This is a genomic window from Vibrio sp. T3Y01, from assembly GCF_013114525.1.
Lineage (GTDB): Bacteria > Pseudomonadota > Gammaproteobacteria > Enterobacterales > Vibrionaceae > Vibrio > Vibrio chagasii_B.
The window spans coordinates 59,603-77,340 of the sequence record NZ_VTXJ01000011.1 but is presented as its reverse complement, the minus strand read 5'-3'; the positions used below and the strand labels follow the sequence as shown (position 1 = coordinate 77,340).

General features: G+C 44.3%; 14 protein-coding genes. 6 read left to right on the top strand and 8 right to left on the bottom strand.

Annotated features, from left to right (window positions below; all coding sequences use genetic code 11):
• Positions 1-25 precede the first annotated feature (25 nt).
• Together F0232_RS13825 and F0232_RS13820 are read right to left on the bottom strand one after the other, a co-directional pair.
• Entirely contained in the window at positions 26-1,954 is a 1,929-nt protein-coding gene (locus F0232_RS13825; protein WP_048611472.1) for an ATP-dependent DNA helicase, read from the bottom strand.
• A 160-nt stretch (positions 1,955-2,114) separates the two neighbouring features.
• Entirely contained in the window at positions 2,115-2,315 is a 201-nt protein-coding gene (locus tag F0232_RS13820) for a hypothetical protein (protein ID WP_050052396.1), read from the bottom strand.
• Between the two features lie 282 nt (positions 2,316-2,597).
• Between F0232_RS13820 and purU the strand changes: the two genes are divergently transcribed.
• The gene (purU, locus tag F0232_RS13815) at positions 2,598-3,431 is read left to right on the top strand and encodes a formyltetrahydrofolate deformylase (protein WP_048611587.1); all 834 of its coding nucleotides are present in this window, start codon (positions 2,598-2,600) and stop codon (positions 3,429-3,431) included.
• A gap of 500 nt (positions 3,432-3,931) precedes the next feature.
• Here the strand turns inward: purU and F0232_RS13810 are convergent, their stop codons facing one another.
• Positions 3,932-4,528, bottom strand: a complete 597-nt coding sequence (locus tag F0232_RS13810) for a VOC family protein (protein ID WP_105057453.1) — start codon at positions 4,526-4,528, stop codon at positions 3,932-3,934.
• Positions 4,529-4,877: 349 nt separating this feature from the next.
• Here F0232_RS13810 and argS point away from each other — a divergent pair, with 349 nt between their 5' ends.
• The 3 genes from argS to F0232_RS13795 all read left to right on the top strand — a co-directional run bounded on the left by argS (position 4,878) and on the right by F0232_RS13795 (position 8,036).
• Positions 4,878-6,611 carry an arginine--tRNA ligase gene (argS, locus tag F0232_RS13805; RefSeq protein ID WP_105057454.1) on the top strand — a complete coding sequence of 578 codons (1,734 nt, stop codon included), beginning with the start codon at positions 4,878-4,880 and terminating at the stop codon, positions 6,609-6,611.
• A 331-nt stretch (positions 6,612-6,942) separates the two neighbouring features.
• Positions 6,943-7,371, top strand: a complete 429-nt coding sequence (locus F0232_RS13800) for an HIT domain-containing protein (RefSeq protein ID WP_171731239.1) — start codon at positions 6,943-6,945, stop codon at positions 7,369-7,371.
• Positions 7,372-7,508: 137 nt separating this feature from the next.
• Positions 7,509-8,036, top strand: coding sequence for a YqhA family protein (locus F0232_RS13795; protein WP_008221198.1), 528 nt, complete (start codon positions 7,509-7,511; stop codon positions 8,034-8,036).
• A gap of 66 nt (positions 8,037-8,102) precedes the next feature.
• Here F0232_RS13795 and F0232_RS13790 read toward each other — a convergent pair whose 3' ends face one another.
• From F0232_RS13790 to znuA, 5 genes are all read right to left on the bottom strand, one after another.
• On the bottom strand, positions 8,103-8,333 hold the full coding sequence (locus F0232_RS13790; RefSeq protein WP_105057455.1) for a FeoC-like transcriptional regulator: 231 nt from the start codon (positions 8,331-8,333) through the stop codon (positions 8,103-8,105).
• A complete protein-coding gene (feoB, locus tag F0232_RS13785; RefSeq protein ID WP_171750845.1) occupies positions 8,330-10,603 on the bottom strand; it encodes a Fe(2+) transporter permease subunit FeoB in 2,274 nt (757 codons plus the stop codon). Before feoB ends, F0232_RS13790 begins: the two co-directional genes overlap by 4 nt.
• Entirely contained in the window at positions 10,604-10,825 is a 222-nt protein-coding gene (locus F0232_RS13780) for a FeoA family protein (RefSeq protein ID WP_004734203.1), read from the bottom strand. It abuts the gene before it with no gap.
• Between the two features lie 632 nt (positions 10,826-11,457).
• On the bottom strand, positions 11,458-14,820 hold the full coding sequence (locus tag F0232_RS13775) for a helix-turn-helix domain-containing protein (protein ID WP_105057457.1): 3,363 nt from the start codon (positions 14,818-14,820) through the stop codon (positions 11,458-11,460).
• Positions 14,821-15,088: 268 nt separating this feature from the next.
• On the bottom strand, positions 15,089-15,979 hold the full coding sequence (znuA, locus tag F0232_RS13770; protein WP_105057458.1) for a zinc ABC transporter substrate-binding protein ZnuA: 891 nt from the start codon (positions 15,977-15,979) through the stop codon (positions 15,089-15,091).
• Positions 15,980-16,062: 83 nt separating this feature from the next.
• Between znuA and znuC the strand changes: the two genes are divergently transcribed.
• Positions 16,063-16,845: a zinc ABC transporter ATP-binding protein ZnuC gene (gene znuC / locus F0232_RS13765; RefSeq protein ID WP_061034153.1), complete on the top strand. Its 783-nt coding sequence runs from the start codon at positions 16,063-16,065 to the stop codon at positions 16,843-16,845.
• Positions 16,845-17,630 (top strand): zinc ABC transporter permease subunit ZnuB, encoded by a 786-nt coding sequence (gene znuB, locus F0232_RS13760; RefSeq protein ID WP_061034154.1) that lies wholly within the window; start codon positions 16,845-16,847, stop codon positions 17,628-17,630. The genes znuC and znuB overlap by 1 nt, the downstream gene beginning before the upstream one ends.
• Positions 17,631-17,738 lie beyond the last annotated feature (108 nt).

Genomic DNA, 17,738 nt, shown 5'->3' with positions numbered 1-17,738 from the left:
TAATGGCTAAACTCAACAATGCCAATTAATCAGCAGCGGTTGAATGGTCTTTAGCTAAGAATTCTTTAATGACCCCTAAGTCACGGGTACGTGGGATAGGCGGTAAACTCGCCAAAAATATGCCACCGTAATCGCGAGTCACCAATCGGTTATCGCAAATAATCAAAGCGCCATTATCGCGCTTGTCACGTATCAATCGGCCGACACCTTGTTTCAAGGTAATCACAGCGTCTGGCAACTGTACCTGTGCAAAAGGATCACCCCCTTTTAATTTACAGTCCTCGATTCGAGCCTTAAGTAAAGGGTCATCAGGGGCCGTAAAGGGCAATTTATCGATGATAACACAGCTTAATGCGTCGCCCCTAACATCTATCCCCTCCCAGAAAGCGCCCGTAGCCACCAGCAATGCGTTTCCTAATTCCATGAATTCGGCTAAGGTTTTTTGCTTACTTGTCTCACCTTGGAGCAGAACTGGAACCGAGAGTGTTTCACGAAATCGCTCCCCCAACTCTTTCATCATGCTGTGTGAAGTACACAAGAAGAAACAGCGACCTTGGTTTTGCTCAATCACCGGGGTCAGCATTCTTACTAGCTTATCGGCGAGACCGGGGCTATTCGGTTCAGGAAGATAACGAGGTACACACAAGCGCGCCTGATTTGGGTAATCAAACGGGCTCGGCAGTGAAAACTGTGCCGACGGTTTTAGTCCCAAGCGTGAGGTAAAATGGTCGAAATCGTCCGATACCGCCAAGGTTGCGGAGGTAAATACCCACGCGCCCGGTTTCAGCTCAATCTGTTCGTGGAATTTATCGGCGACGGAAAGCGGTGTGATGTGCAAAGCAAAGTGGCGCGGTGTAGTGTCATACCAATACGAATAGCCAGTGATCGACACATCGCACACACGCTCAATACGTGACTTAATCATGTTTGCACGTTCAAAAGCCGTGTCTAACAGCTGGCTTCGCCCAAGTGCTAACTTCAATACATCAACCGCAAGTTGCAGCGCATCTTGCAAACGAACCAACTCTCGTGCAATCGACTCGGATTTCAAGGCTTCACGCCAGTTACCGCGAAAGCCGGTATCACCAAGCACAATACGCAGGTCGGCTGACGATTGAACGAGCCTATCCCCTACTTTCTGTAGCTGACGCATGTCTTTGGCTTCAGTTCGGTAAGCGATTTCAATGTCTTTGGCTAACTCTTGGATCTGTCGACTGGAAACCGATTGTCCGAAGTACTGGCTGGCGATGTCAGGAAGTTGATGCGCTTCATCGAAAATAAACACATCAGCTTCAGGAATCAGCTCACCAAATCCGGTCTCTTTAATCGCCAAATCCGCTAAGAACAAGTGGTGGTTTACCACAACCACATCAGAGTCCATCGCTTTTTTACGCGCTTTCAGCACGAAGCAATCGGTGTAGCTTGGGCACTCTTTACCTAAGCAGTTGTCATTGGTCGAGGTAATCGTCGGGATAACCGGGCTGTCTTCGGCAATATCATCACAATCCCCCAAATCACCCGTTTGAGTGGATGACGACCAACTACGCACTTTGACTAACTGAGCCAGCAGTGTTGGGTCGGTATGAGCACCATGACTCTCGATCATTTGACGGCTGAGCCTATCCAAACACAAATAGTTTGAACGCCCTTTGAGTAACGCAACTTGACCATAAAAGCCAAGCGCATCGACCATCAAGGGTAAATCTCGGTGAAACAGCTGTTCTTGAAGGTTTTTAGACCCCGTACTAATGATGGTTTTCTTACCACTCAGCAGCGCTGGCACTAAGTAAGCAAAGGTCTTACCGGTACCCGTTCCCGCTTCAACAACTAATTGGCTCTGTTTCTCAATCGCTTGTGAAACCGCTTCAGCCATGTCTAGCTGAGCTTGTCGTGGTTGAAACCCGGGGATCGCTTTACCCAGAGCACCATCAGCAGAAAACGTTTTAGATATCATAGAGTACGAAGTTTAGAAAAATAGAAGGCGAATTATGGCAGGTTTAGTGAGCCGGCGCGAATCAAGAATGACTTCGCACCGGAGGTGTTTGGTTTAGTTTGACGTGACTTAAGTTACCTTGAAGGTAAGAACTGAAGAAGTAAGAATTAGAGAATCGTTTTTATTTTCGACTTAGATAACGTGACAGCCAAGGGGCACCTTCAAAATGGTTATCATCGGGCTGTATGGCTTTCGCTGCATCGGTTGGTGAGGTCTTACTTTCCCACATTTCATCTAGAACATGACCATCTAACTCGGTACCTCTTGCCAATGAATTCACTCGCTTACAGTACAGTTTTTTGGCTAATAACTCTTTATCCATAAGTATCACCTCTATTTTTGGCCAAGGCATAAATGCCTCGGTTGAAGTTCAAATGCGTACTACGGTCAAAACTTTTAAAAATGAAGCTTCTGCCTGTTTTTCTATCTAAAAACTGATATTTCTATATCAAACAATTTATCAAAGCGATAAATCAGCAGCAGAATTTGTTGAAACCAACTTGATAATAGATTAATTATAACGGTGATATTGCGGCTCAGTTCACCGTTCGACGGCCTGCATTTAATTTGAAGAATAAAAATATTTCATGGAAGTAAGATGCAAATGGAAAGAAAAACTTTACTAACACATTGTACTGATGCCCCGGGCCTCATCTCTAAGATCACCAACATTTGTTATAAGCACCAACTCAACATTATTCACAACAATGAGTTCGTAGATAACACAAGTGGTCACTTCTTTATGCGCACCGAGCTTGAAGGGTATTTCAATGATGAAACCTTGCTTGCCGATTTAGACCAAGCCCTGCCAGAAAACACGAAACGTAAGCTTGTTGATTCATCTCGCAAGCGTGTTGTGATACTCGTGACCAAGGAAGCACACTGCCTTGGCGACATTCTAATGAAGAACTTCGATGGCAGCTTAGACGTTGAAATTGCTGCGGTTGTCGGTAACTACGACATTCTACAAAGCCTGACCGAGCGTTTTGACATCCCTTACCACCATGTATCTCACGAAGGGCTAAACCGTGAAGAGCATGAGAAGAAGATGCTAGAAGTGATTGATCAATACGAGGCTGATTACCTTGTTTTGGCTAAGTACATGCGAGTGCTGACTCCAGGATTTGTTGAAAAGTACAACCACAAGATCATTAATATCCACCACAGCTTCTTACCAGCATTTATTGGCGCAAAGCCATACCAACAAGCGTATGAGCGCGGCGTAAAGATCATTGGTGCTACAGCGCACTTTGTGACTAATGATTTGGATGAAGGTCCAATCATCAAGCAAGATGTTATCCCTGTGGATCACAACTTCAGTGCGAAAGACATGGCGCAAGCGGGTCGTGACGTAGAGAAGAATGTTCTAAGTAAAGCGCTAAACAAGGTGATCAACGATCACGTGTTTGTTTACGGTAACAAGACTGTCATTCTGTAGGTTCAACAACGATTAGAACCCAATAAAAAACGCGTAATAGGATTGCCCCATTACGCGTTTTTTGTATCTGATAATCAGACCAGCTTTATGAGATTCCCGACCACGCTCCTTCGTCGCTATCGGGAATGACGGTGTTCAATCATCGGCTCTCTATTTAGATACTTTTATATTTTAAAAGCGCTCTCGATAGTTAGCAGACCAACACAGCAACTAACCGACAAAATCCGTCATTCCGACGAGCCTAGGCGAGATCAGGAATCTATTTCCTGCAAGCTAAAAACAAACGGTTAATCATCAATCGTTTTATGAGATTACCGACTACGCTCCTTCGTCGCTATCGGGAATGACGGTGTTCAACCATCGGCTCTCTATCTAGAAACTTTTATATTTAGCAAGCGCTCGCGATAGTTAGCAGACCAACACAACCACTGCACACATCCGTCATTCCGACGAGTCTAAGCGAGATCAGGAATCTCGCCCCTTTAAACTATCGACTAAAACTAAGCTTGCTCTGATTCTACAATCTTCTTCAACGAATGTGGGTGCAGCTTGATACAGATCCCTTGATGCTTAAATGCAACGGTTGGGTTGTTCAAACGCTCACCCTCACCTTTCGGGCTAGACAGCTTGATCTTAACACCTTGCTCAGCCAGCGTTTCAAAGTTAGCAGCGAACTGCGGGTAAGTGTCTTTCAGATCCGCTAAGTACTCGTCAGCCGTTTGAGCATGAGACGGAATTACGAACTCAACGTGTTCCCAATCTTGGCTCGGGTAAATCTTGCCTTCTGCGGGGTATGGTAACTCTAAACACTCAATGCTCCAGCCACGGCTTTGCAAAGGCTCATCAAAAGCAATTACAACAATTGGACGACCATTGATCATCGCTTGTGAAATCGTAGAGCCGTATTCAGACCATGCTTGATGTGCAGCTTTCGCTAATTCCGTTTCATTGATTCTTAGCGCGATATGATCCGCTTGAGCAAAACTCAGATCCAAACCCAGTACTTTACCTAGGTTCTCAATCTTCGCCATAAACGTATCAAGGCGGGCGATCATCTGTTGTGGTTCTAATTCGGCTTGCTTGAGGCTCATCGTCATTGTCTGTGTTCTCCAAATATTGGCTGCATGGTATCAGTTTTGCTTTGTTCAACAAGCGCCGCGTATACAAAAAGACAGCCGATAAGCACGTTGGCTCACATTCCTAAATACACAAACGCTGCATGACGAAAATTGATTGTCAAAAACCCCTCAGGAAATGTTAATTTTCTATCAATTCGACCTATAAGAAACCGCACAAAATTGGTATGATTACTGCCATTTTTGTGAACTTAAACAGTGTCTGTTGTTCATTTCGGCATTAAATCGTTAACTAGACGCATAATTAACCAAGTTTGATGACCTCGAAATAACGGCCACTCTTATCATCCTTGAATTGAAGGAAACGCGTGTGAATATCCAAGCACTTATTAATGACAAAGTATCTCAGGCTCTAGAAGCCGCTGGCGCACCTGCAGGCTCTCCTGCTGCTGTTCGCCAATCTGCAAAACCACAATTTGGTGACTACCAAGCAAACGGCGTAATGGGCGTTGCTAAGCGACTAGGCACTAACCCGCGAGAATTTGCTCAGAAAGTATTGGACGTTCTAAACCTAGACGGTATCGCTTCTAAAGTTGAGATCGCAGGTCCAGGTTTCCTTAACATCTTCCTAGATGAAGCTTTCCTAGCAAAACAAGCAGACGCAGCACTTGCTGACTCTCGCCTTGGTGTTGCGGCAGCTGAAGCACAAACCATTGTTGCTGACTACTCAGCGCCAAACGTTGCAAAAGAAATGCACGTTGGTCACCTACGTTCAACGATCATCGGTGATGCCGTTGTTCGTACACTGGAATTCCTAGGCCACAAAGTTATCCGTGCTAACCACATCGGCGACTGGGGTACTCAATTCGGTATGCTTATCGCAAACCTTGAGCGTGTTCAGGCTGAATCAGGTGAAGTTTCAATGGAGCTTGCTGATCTTGAAGGCTTCTACCGTGAATCTAAAAAGCTTTACGACGAAGACGAAGAGTTCGCAGTTAAAGCACGTGGCTACGTAGTGAAACTACAAAGCGGCGACGAGTTCTGCGCAGAGATGTGGAAGAAGCTTGTTGACGTAACAATGATTCAAAACCAACGCAACTACGATCGTCTAAACGTTTCACTAACACGTGATGACGTAATGGGCGAAAGCATGTACAACCACATGCTTCCAGGTATCGTTGCTGATCTTAAAGAGCAAGGTCTTGCTAAAGAAGATGACGGCGCGCAAGTTGTATTCCTAGACGAATACAAAAACAAAGATGGTGACCCAATGGGCGTTATCATCCAGAAGCGCGACGGCGGTTTCCTTTACACAACAACTGATATTGCCTGTGCAAAATACCGTTTTGAAGAGCTAGGCGCAGACCGCGTTCTTTACTTCATCGACTCTCGTCAGCACCAACACCTAATGCAAGCTTGGACTATCGTTCGTAAAGCAGGTTACATCCCTGAATCTGTTTCTCTTGAGCACCACGCGTTCGGCATGATGCTAGGTAAAGACGGTAAGCCATTCAAGACTCGTGCAGGCGGTACGGTTCGTCTAGCTGATCTTCTTGATGAAGCAGAAGTTCGAGCTGCACAGCTGATCGAATCTAAGAACCCAGAACTAGCAAAAGACGAGAAGAAAGCGATCGCTAACACAGTTGCAATGGCAGCGGTTAAGTACGCAGACCTTTCTAAGCACCGTACTACTGACTACGTGTTCGATTGGGACAACATGCTTGCGTTCGAAGGTAACACAGCACCTTACATGCAATACGCATACACTCGTGTTGCTTCTGTATTTGCGAAAGCTGGCGTTTCTATGGACTCTCTTGAAGGTGAAATCAAAATCACTGAAGAGAAAGAAAAAGCACTTATCGCGAAACTTCTGCAGTTTGAAGAAGCAGTTCAATCTGTTGCTCGTGAAGGTCAACCACACATTATGTGTAGCTACCTATTCGAACTAGCAGGTCAGTTCTCTAGCTTCTACGAAGCATGCCCTATCCTAGTAGCAGAAGACGAAGCTGTTAAACAGAGCCGTCTGAAGCTTGCTGCACTAACAGCGAAGACAATCAAACAAGGTCTGTCGCTTCTAGGCATCGAGACTCTAGAACGCATGTAAGCGATTCGAGATTCGAGATTCGAGATTCGAGATTCGAGATAATTAGAAAGGTTGACGTGAAAGCGTCAACCTTTTGTTTTATTGGGAGGTTATATTTACTTAGCTATCCGCTAACTTCCGTTGCATGAGATCTCCTACTACGCTCCTTCGTCGCTCTAGGAGATGACGGCAATGAATGCCGTAAGTCCGAGACAGGATCAATGGCGCGTTCCCACGCCATCCCCTTCATTGATGAGAGAGCGTGATAGGGAATCTGCTGATTGAGATCGTAAGCGCTAGCCACATTCCTATTCCAACCTTATACTCACTAAAACAATTAATTGGAAAGATCATGAGCTTCGAACTTCATCCTCAATTGGCAAAAGACACCACCGTTATTGGCGAATTCCCACTTAGCCTTGCGCTACTGCACAAAGACAACGCTGTGCCTTGGGTTATTCTGGTACCAAAACGTTCCAACCTCAAAGAGCTGCATCACTTACCAATGAAAGAGCAACAGCAGTTCTTACATGAATCTCAAGCAGTGAGCCAAGCACTAGAAGCTACGTTCCAACCGGATAAGCTCAACCTAGGCGCACTAGGTAACATGGTGCCACAACTGCACATCCACCATATCGCACGTTTCAAAGATGATGTGGCATGGCCTGGCCCAGTGTGGGGCAACACCGCAGGCGAACAACGCAGTGAAGAAGAGCAAGCAGCCATCCTAACTCGTATTCAAAATGTGCTGTCACTAAGCTCTATCTTTAAGAAAGCTTAACCTTGTGGCACAGGTGATGCCTCTTAGCTAGGCATCACCATTATTACCAATGTGTAATAATAATTCACAAAAATACCCCATTATCACAACGCAGACTCCCACGTATACTCTCTTGCACACAATATAGAGAGAGCATCATGAAACAAACCTTCAACCTATTTCGTCATATCAGCTGGATCGCCATCATCTGTTCTATGCTTGCTTCCCTACTCTTATTCTTTATGGGAGCAACCAAGACTTACTCTGCTTTTGCGATCTTCATGCTCAATCAGGTACCGCCAGAATCGCTCGCGCATTTAGACACAACAGATATCGCGATCTCTTACTTGATTAAGTCTCTGGATACGTTTTTGATTGCTTTTGTACTCTTCATCTTTTCTCACGGTGTGTTCACTTTATTCATCTCGGATAAAAGCCATGCCGCGAAAAGTGACCAACAAGTCAATAAAAGCAAAGTACTTAGCTGGATAAAAACACCCAACATTGGCCACCTGAAAAACATTTTGGCTGAAGTGATTATCATCATTCTCTTCGTGAAATTTTTGGAGCTTGTGCTCGTCAACTTCGACAGCATTGGGTGGGACATATTGGTTCTTCCAGTATCCATATTGTTACTGAGTATCGGCCTTAAAGTTCTTGGATTAGGTGAAACCAAAGAGTCTTAAGTTGTTAAACACAAACAAAAAAACCGCAGCTCATAGGCTGCGGTTTTTTATTAGATATTGACCGAACTACATCATCACATTCAGCGACAGACCATCTTGTTTGCAGATGGTGTAGCGAACACGCGTCGTATGACCATGTTTGTTAGTGTCGACCAAACGAGATACTTTGCCCTTCTTGACCCACACGCTCAACATCGCATCCACGCCATCTTCACTCATACCAAATTTCGCTGCAATCTCTTTACGAGCTGCGAAACCTTGGCTATCTATGTACTGATGAAGTTCAGTTAAAATCATACCACTTGCACCTCTAATGCTTTTTGCTTGCTGCCAACCTTCTTGAATACACGGTAGGTGATCACAAAGCCACCAGCAATCGCGACCATCCACACTGCACTTGTCACAGGGTGCGCTGCAAAGTTTGCCGCTTGGTAGTAGAAAGTTGCACCAAAGTAGCCAAGCGCCATTGTCCAAACCGCAATAAAGCGTGCAAACATTTGACCAAATTCACGAACATAAGCACCCATTGCTGCCACACAAGGTGTGTAAAGCAAGATAAGGATTAAATAAGCAAACGCAGCGTGACCAGAAACAAATTTGTCTTTCAGGTTACCAAAGATAGACGAGTCAACCTCTTGCTCTTCAGCAACAGCGCCTGAATCGCTTAGGTCACCAACCTCAATGCCTAGAGGATCCGAGTAGCTCAAGCCTGATAGGTTTTCAGGGATCGTCATCACCGCTTCTTGTAAGCTCGCCGCTAAGTCAAACTCGGCCGCTTCTTCATCAGAAGGCGTTGTGTAAAGGCTGTTCAAGGTACCTACTACCGCTTCTTTCGCGAAGATGCCAGTAATGATACCTACCGTTGCTGGCCAGTTTTCTTCTGTAATACCAATTGGTTGGAATACAGGAGTCACAACTTGAGCTGCCTTAGAGAGTACTGAATTTTCGCTGTCTTCGTTACCGAAACTGCCATCCATACCTAGAGAGTTCAAGAAGCTTAAGATTGCTACCACAACCACAATTGTTTTACCGGCACCAAGCACGAAGCGCTTTAGTTTCTGCCACGTTTTAAGCATCACGTTTTGTACAGTTGGCAGCTCGTAGTCTGGCATCTCCATCACTAAACTATCGCTGCTACCTGGGTAGATCGTGTTTTTAAGGAACAAGCCAGTAAATACAGACGCTAGAATACCCATGATGTACAAAGCAAATACTACGTTTTGGCCCGCACCAGGGAAGAACGCCGCTGCAAACAGTGCGTATACCGGTAGACGAGCACCACATGACATAAATGGTGCCATCGATGCAGCTAGCTTACGCTCACGCTCTTGGTCAAGCGTACGAGTTGCCATGATTGACGGTACGTTACAGCCAAAACCAAGAACTAACGGTACAAATGCTTTGCCCGGAAGACCAATCTTTTGCATCACTTTATCAAGTACAAACGCAGCACGCGCCATGTAGCCTGAACTTTCAAGTACCGCTAAGAACAAGTAAAGCGCCGCGATAACAGGAATAAAGGTTGCAACAGTTTGAATACCACCACCGATACCATCTGCAAGAATAGTAACCAGCCAAACTGGTAGGTGTCCGTCTAATAAATGGTGCCCACCATCAACCAATATTGCACCAACACCAATATCAAAGAAGTCGATGAACGCACTACCAATATTGATAGAGAACATGAACATTAGGTACATAATGACAAAGAAGAAAGGGATACCGACCCATTTGTTCAGAATGAATTGGTCAGCTTTCTCTGTGAAGTTACGACTTAGTTTGCCTTCACTGCGGCGAACACGCTTACACAGGTCATGTAAGAAGGTGTACTTCGCGTCTGCTACTGCAAGGTCGATATCAAACTCGGTACTAAGACGCACATTGTCAATTTGAGTACGTGTTTGCGGAGCTAAACCGTTTAGCACCAAGTAATCATTTTCGAGAGCACGAATCGCAAGCGCTCGGTGAGAAACATCAGCATCATCAAAGTGTGATTCAACAGAAGGAATAAGTGCTTCTAATGCTTCGTCATAGTTAATAGAGATAGGATCAAGGCTAACACCTTGGACAAGAAGCTTATGCAGGCGCTCTTTGAAGCGAGCCACTTGGCCTTTATCGTTCGCAGACAAACTAAGAACCGGACAACCTAGCTCTTTCTCCAGCGCTTTCAGGTTAATCACCTGACGCTCACGCTTTAATACATCCATTTTATTCAATACCACGATCATTGGGCGACCCAACTCTCGCAATTGCAATGTCATGTATAAGCTTCGTTCTAAACAACTTGCATCAACAACATTAATGATCACGTCAGCAGGGTGAGTCAGAACAGCTCGCGACGCGATAGATTCATCAATACTATTTGCATCATTACCACTATCTAGTGCGTAGATACCAGGCAAGTCAGTTAGCTGAAATTGGTCACCCGCATGTGAATAGACACCCGTTTTCTTTTCAACGGTTACGCCTACCCAGTTACCAACATGCTGCTTCGCACCTGTTAGTGCATTGAATAACGTTGTTTTGCCACTATTCGGGTTACCAACGGTAAGAACTTGATAATCCATTTAGATAACCTCGATTTGTTCTGCGATGCTTTCACGAATGGCGATAGAGACACCTCTCACCTCAACTTGAAGCGGGTCACCCATCGGTGCGCGGCGGATTAGTGTTACCTCTGTTTTTGGCAACATACCCATGACCATGAGTTTTTTTCTAACGTCTGGTGTTAGACCAGTTAGCGCAACTATAGAAGCCGCTTTTCCTTGCTCTAGTTGTGAGAGTTTCATATATACCCAACTTCGTGACTGATAATGAGAAAGATTGTTATTAACACCATGATACACATACATGACCACAATTCTATTGTGTGAAATCAATGTTTTCGAAAATACATACTCGTAAATTTCGTTAAAAACGTTTACGTCAAAACCGTTACTTTCAACAACTAGTGAGAACTACCTCACTAGTACACCACAATCAAAAACCAAACAAACCATTATATATCAACAACTTATAAAAATGTCGCTTTTCTCATAGCCTTCTGTCGTTAATTTTATAAGTAAAATAAGTCACTAATAGTATAGTTACTCCATCGAAGAGAAACTCCTTCTCTTTAATTTAATTCCAGAGGTGATGTGGCTTGCCATATCACTCCGGCAGCAAGCGAAGGTGTCATTGGCACCCGTGGTATAGTCCCCCCGGCTATACCACGATATTTTTTTTTCTTATCTCCCTCAACAAAACCATACTCAAACAACTCAATCGTAAATACCCCAATTATCTCGTATCTCGTATCTCGTATCTCGTATCTCGTATCTCGTATCTCGTAGAAGCATAAAAAAAGCCCCAACACGAATGTCGAGGCTTCAATAAAACTATCTGTCGTTAACGTAAGGCTGGCTGGTTAATATTGTTCGCTCTAGTCTTCACTGTTTTCTGCAAACTTAGATGGAGACATACCAAAGTGATGTTTGAACCTTTGGCTGAAATAAGACGGGTCATTAAAGCCAGAGTCAAAAGCAACGTCTGATATCTTCTCTCCCGCGAGCAACCGCTCACACGCATGCTCCAAGCGAACCTCATTCAAATGTTCTTTAAAGGTCTTGTTATAAGCCATCTTAAAGCGCCTTTGTAAGCTTCTCTCAGACATAAATAGATACTTAGCAGCAGTAGCGGTACCAAACTCAGCATCAGCGTAGTGCTCACTAACAAGCTGAGACACTCGGTTCTTCCACTCTTGCTCTGCACTAAGCTTTAACTGCTCAGGTGAGGTATTAGCGAGCTTAATAGTCTCAATCTGCTCTATTGTATTGGTTTCGAGATTATCTAATACCTGATAGTCGATTGGCCAAGTAAGCTGAACCTTATTTTGAGAATCCGACACAAAGGCATTGATTTCACCACCGCTCTGATTCATCAGCAACGGCAACTTTTCTATGTTTAAGTCGGTCGACTTACCACTGTTGTCACTAATACTGGAAGTTAACTTAGGGAAAGGCATGCCATGATCTAAAATGGTAACGACTAGGTGTTCTTTCAGCTCCTCCACCATGACCACCATACTCTGCGACTTAAAGTTACGCTTGATGATGCTCGCGATCAGGCTATTGAAGATAATATCGAGATTAAAATACAGTAAAGAGACATGTCTGTGCTTAGTATCTACCTTTATTTCTAGCTCAATGCCAGCCTTGGCTAAGTCTTCCTGCCACGCCTTAAGCACCGACTCCAAGATTAAGATCATATCGTAACCAACGGCGCCACCACCTTGACGGCTATTGCTCAATTGAGCCAAACCATTCTTTAACGCAAGAATCGGCGATTTACCTTGTTCATCACTCCAATTAGGGAGCATGGCTGCAACTTGGTTAACCTCTGAAGAGAGTTCGTCGGCGGTATGAGACACAAGCGCATTCTTAACCGATAACTGCTTCTTAAGTTGCTGATTAGTCGTCAGTAGTATCCGACTTTGGTGCCTCAACTGATCAGTTTTCAAAGCTACTTGTGCTTTAAGATGTCTGTTGGCAAAAGTGACGTAACGCGAACGCCAAAAAACCAAAATGGTGACCACACAAATCAGTAAGATAAGAGAGCTCGCAGCAGCCCAATTACTGAGATACCAAGGTTCCGCTATAGAGAAGCTTTGATTGGTGGAGACAAAACGATAGTGTGAATCCTTTACCGGCTTCACATCGAGCGTATAATCCCCCGGAAGCAAGTGGTCGAGTGTTAATAAGCCACCTTCAAACTCACTCCAAGGTTCATCATCATTGAGTCGATACTCCATCGCAGGGGCAAATGTAGCAGGCAAAATGCCTAGCTTAAAGCCAATCGATGAACCATAAGGGATCTCGGCTAAATCCGCGGCCTTCCCACCCAATGATACGGTCTTTTGGTTAACACTTATCTTACTCAGCAATGCTCGGCTATGAGGCGTGGTAGATACCAACAACTCATTAGACAATGCACTCACCACACCATACTTGGAACCTAAAACTAACCGTGAGGATTGATTCTCTTCACTATAAAAGAGTTCACATGCACCGGCCGCCAACTCATTGGTGATCAAACCAAATGGTGAACCTATGTGCTTGTGCAGCTGACCATCCAGTCCATAATAGCTAAGTCCTTTTGAAGACCCCAACCACACACCATTCTCATCGCTAATCAGACAACTCGGACTGATATTCTCTTCAACCAAGGCGATCTCTTCTATCATCGAACCATCGTAAGGGATCCGATAAACGCCATAACTACCCGCAAACCACTGAGAGCCATCATTGGCTTTTTCTATATCAACCACTTTGCCAAATCGTTCGCTTGAACGACTAAAACTGATCCGTTTATCAACAAAGGAATAGAAGCCATGGTCGGTGCCGATGTAGACGCGACCTTGTAAACCAATATTTAGATCTGTAATTTTTGCTGGCAGGAACTTATCCACCAACCAATCCATTCCGTAGCCCGTAAGCTCCATATGGTCGATCGATAATGAATAGAGGCTTTGACCAGAGGTCATCCAAAGGGTGTTATCACCTTGAAGAGCAAAATTCTCGATGTGGACGCCTTCAATGGCTCTTGGCAAATTCAGCGCTTCAAACTCCAACGTCTCGGTATTGAAGCTTATAATCCCTTCTTCGGTCGCCAACCAAATTGACGTACCAAAAATCTGAAAGTCCTGTACTGGTTTTTGATATACGCGCCTAGGCCTCTCTTCAGTTTCAGAATCAACGAGGTAGAGGCCCATCGAAGATGCCACCCAAGATAGATGCTCACCGATTGGCTCAACTTTATTGATCACCATACTGCTGGAGTGCATGCCCATTCCGGTGAGTGGCGTTCTTGAGAATGTCTTACTAAACAAAGAAAAATACCGAATACCGTTGTTGGTCGCGACCCACATCCCACCAGCATGATCGTTAATTAATGAGTAAATCTTCTCTCCCGGTAACGAAAAGTCTTGGTTAGCAGCTTGTTCAAAACGAGTGATTTCGCCAGTAATAAAGTTGTAGCTAATCAAGCCGTGCTCAGTACCAATCCAATATTGATTCGTGGTTTCAGCAACAGAGAGCACATGCGAGCCACTGATCTTGGTCTCTTTCTCAGAATTAGCCAAATCAACAATCACAACACCATTTAATGTACCAATCAGTAATTCACGTCGCGCATTCGAAAAGTATACGGTCTCGATGTAGTGTTTATCAGAGGCAGCAACATGGGTAAATTCTTGATTTTCTGATAGGTAAGTGCCGGAACTGGTTGCCAGTACCCATTTTGATAATACCCACTCAGCATCATTAATCGTAATGTCGCTGCTGTTGTTGTATCGGTACAATTTGAGAAGTGAATAGGTATTAAATTCTAACGACTGAGTGTTATAGGTGTAGAAGTTATTGCCGTCGGTCACCCAGATGTAATTGTCAGACGCACCAATATTGGTTATATCTGAACCAGGGCTAAGGCTAAATGCGAGCTCGTTACCAAGCCCAGGAGTATGTCGATATACCTCATTATCAAAAAACGTCCAAAACTCATCGTTCAGGAAAGCAACGCGTTCCGATGAGAACTGTAGCAGACTGCCTTTTCGTGGTAGCAAAGCTCGACCATCGTAAAACAGGACTTTTCCATGCACATCATGGATCCAAAGCCCACCACCAGCGCCTAGATAAAGATTTTTAGCCGCGAGAAAATTCCCTTGCGCTTGAACAGGCAAAGGATAAAAGACAGACGGTGATGTATTTAACGCAAGAGCGCTAAATGAAATGCTCATTAGCATGAACATTCGGAAGACAATTCGATACAACTTCTAATCCTGAACAGCAACAACGTATGAAGTTTCGGCTACCGCAATGTCTTAACCTGCTCGACCAGAAACTGAGTTTTTTTGTGATTATTATTATCTTTCCATTTTAGCGGAAATCTACGAAGGAGAAAGAAGGTTTATTGTTTGTTGAAAGGTTTTATCTTAGCGGTCACGAAAATGCCGCAAAAAGCGGCATTATTCATAATCATATCGAGAGCAAAGTGGAGTAAAGGTTACTCACTATTGATTACTTTGCGTTTAGGCAGCTTGTGTAACTATCGGTAAGTTGCTGAAGAAAATCGAAATAACTTCCACTCTTTACTTCAACTGTAGAACCTATTGGGTCCAATTGACCTTGTTTCGCATTACTTCCACGAGTCACTGATTCAATTACAGCCGGTGTAAATTGAGGCTCAGAAAATACACATTGAACGTTTTCACGTACTATCGTTTTCTTAATCGCAATCAAGCTTTTTGCACCCGGTTTACGCTCTGGGCTCACGGTGAAATGACCCAAGTTATTTAGGCCAAATTCTTCTTCATAGTAACCATATGCATCGTGGAAAACGTAGTAGCCTTTGTCTTTCACCGGAGCAAGTTGCTCACGAATAGACTGCTGCTTCTCTTTCAATGCAATCAGGAATGAATCGAGATTTTCTTGATATGCCATTGCATTGTCTGGGTCAGTTTCAATTAGCTTATCTGAAATGTACTTAGCAGCTACTTCCACTTGATCGATGCCTAACCAAAAGTGTGGGTCATGGCTGCCATGATGGTGCCCTTCATGTGCACCGTGATCATGCTCTTCATGACCAAACTCTCGTAAGTTGATACCAGGGATTTTACCGATTTCGATAACGTTATCATTCGATTCAATCACCTTAGTCAGAAACGCTTCTAAGTCAGGGCCAAACCAAACAACCATGTCTGCACTGTGAACTTTTTTGACATCAGACGGTTTAAGCGCATAATCGTGCGGCGAAGCATTGCTGTTCATCAACACATCCGGTTCACTAACGCCTTGCGTTAATTCTGTCACAATCATTTGAATTGGTTTGAAGCTTGTTAGAATGGTATTAGCACTTGCAACACTTGGCGCTAAAAGCAAAGTAGCAAGTATATAAGATGAACGTGACATAATTCCTCGATAATAGAAAAGTAGCTTAGGCTTGAGGTAAATGTTACATTATAACATTAGCGAATTGCAAATGAGTTCTATTCATGGATAACTTAATCCAACTAGATTCTGTGAGCGTCGAGTTTGACGGTCGAAAAGTCCTAGACAATATCTCTCTAAATTTAGAGCGTGGCAGAATCACTACCCTAATTGGGCCAAACGGTGCGGGAAAATCAACCCTAGTAAAAGTACTACTTGGGCTCCAACACAAATACTCTGGAAAGATTACCAAATCAAAAAAACTAAAAATTGGTTATGTTCCTCAAAAGCTAAAGCTGAATGATTCTCTGCCTCTCAATGTAGAGCGTTTCCTTAAGCTCACCGGTAGATTCAGTAAACAAGAGATCTTGGAAGCTCTAAAACTCGTTGGCGCTGAGCATCTGATGAAAAGCAACATGCATCAGCTATCAGGTGGTGAAAACCAACGCGTACTAATTGCTCGTTCTCTCTTGAGAAGGCCAGACCTATTGGTTCTTGATGAACCTGCACAAGGCGTAGATGTACAAGGTCAAATCGATCTCTACGAACTGATTGATTCTATTCGTCACCGCTTTGGCTGTGCAGTCTTTATGGTTTCACACGACTTACATTTAGTGATGGCAAAAACAGACGACGTGATCTGTTTACACCACCACATCTGCTGCTCTGGTGCACCCGCTGATATTAAGCATCATCCTTCTTATATCGCTCTATTTGGTACTGCGGTTCAAGAAAGTTTGGCGTTCTATCATCACCAACATGACCATCATCACCATGACTTAGCAGGCCAACCTGTATCTGGAGATGTGCACGACTGTTCTAACCATAAACACGGACATCACCACTAATGCTTGAGTTTCTTTTACCTTCTATCCTCGCAGGCTTAGGCATCGCGCTTATTGCTGGCCCACTGGGGTCGTTCGTAGTGTGGCGTAAGATGGCGTACTTTGGCGACACATTGGCTCACGCCTCTTTAATGGGTTTAGCGCTTGGTTTCCTGTTCAATATTAACTTGTACTTCGCGCTGCTGATTTGCTGCTTAATGTTGGCTGTATTACTCGTGACCTTACAAAAGCAAAAGCTGGTCGCGACCGATACGTTGCTCGGCATATTAGCCCACAGTGCACTCTCGCTCGGCTTGGTTGCTGTTAGCTTCTTAGATAACGTTCGTGTTGATCTAATGAGTTACCTATTCGGTGACCTGCTTGCCGTTTCTCCCACTGATTTAGTGTTCATCTATGCAGGCGCTGGTGTTATTGGTTTAGTGTTGGCTATCTTCTGGCGGCCACTGCTATCAACAACAGTGAACGAAGATCTTGCGGCGGTTGATGGCATCAACATTGATTTAATGCGCCTGATTCTAATGCTACTGGTCGGCATCGTGATTGCGGTTGGTATGAAGTTTGTTGGGGCGTTAATCATGACATCATTACTGATTATCCCTGCTGCAACAGCAAGAAAGTTCTCAAGTACACCTGAACAAATGACGTTGCTCGCTTCGATTATTGGCTCTATCGCAGTATGTGGTGGGTTGAGCCTATCTTGGTTCTACGACACACCAGCAGGCCCATCTGTTGTGATCAGTGCTGCTGCAATGTTTATGTTATCTCAGATGGTGAAAACCCGAGCGTAGTCATACGGTTCGTATCTCGTATCTCGTATCTCGTATCTCGTATCTCGTATCTCGTATCTCGTATCATTGAAAGCATACAAAAAAGGCTTGGTCATCGACCAAGCCTTT

Coding starts and splice junctions, on each gene's coding strand:
- F0232_RS13825 (WP_048611472.1), bottom strand. CDS start 1,954: ATGATATCTAAAACGTTTTCTGCTGATGGTGCTCTGGGTAAAGCGATC.
- F0232_RS13820 (WP_050052396.1), bottom strand. CDS start 2,315: ATGGATAAAGAGTTATTAGCCAAAAAACTGTACTGTAAGCGAGTGAAT.
- purU (WP_048611587.1), top strand. CDS start 2,598: ATGGAAAGAAAAACTTTACTAACACATTGTACTGATGCCCCGGGCCTC.
- F0232_RS13810 (WP_105057453.1), bottom strand. CDS start 4,528: ATGACGATGAGCCTCAAGCAAGCCGAATTAGAACCACAACAGATGATC.
- F0232_RS13800 (WP_171731239.1), top strand. CDS start 6,943: ATGAGCTTCGAACTTCATCCTCAATTGGCAAAAGACACCACCGTTATT.
- F0232_RS13795 (WP_008221198.1), top strand. CDS start 7,509: ATGAAACAAACCTTCAACCTATTTCGTCATATCAGCTGGATCGCCATC.
- F0232_RS13790 (WP_105057455.1), bottom strand. CDS start 8,333: ATGATTTTAACTGAACTTCATCAGTACATAGATAGCCAAGGTTTCGCA.
- feoB (WP_171750845.1), bottom strand. CDS start 10,603: ATGGATTATCAAGTTCTTACCGTTGGTAACCCGAATAGTGGCAAAACA.
- F0232_RS13780 (WP_004734203.1), bottom strand. CDS start 10,825: ATGAAACTCTCACAACTAGAGCAAGGAAAAGCGGCTTCTATAGTTGCG.
- F0232_RS13775 (WP_105057457.1), bottom strand. CDS start 14,820: ATGTTCATGCTAATGAGCATTTCATTTAGCGCTCTTGCGTTAAATACA.
- znuA (WP_105057458.1), bottom strand. CDS start 15,979: ATGTCACGTTCATCTTATATACTTGCTACTTTGCTTTTAGCGCCAAGT.
- znuC (WP_061034153.1), top strand. CDS start 16,063: ATGGATAACTTAATCCAACTAGATTCTGTGAGCGTCGAGTTTGACGGT.
- znuB (WP_061034154.1), top strand. CDS start 16,845: ATGCTTGAGTTTCTTTTACCTTCTATCCTCGCAGGCTTAGGCATCGCG.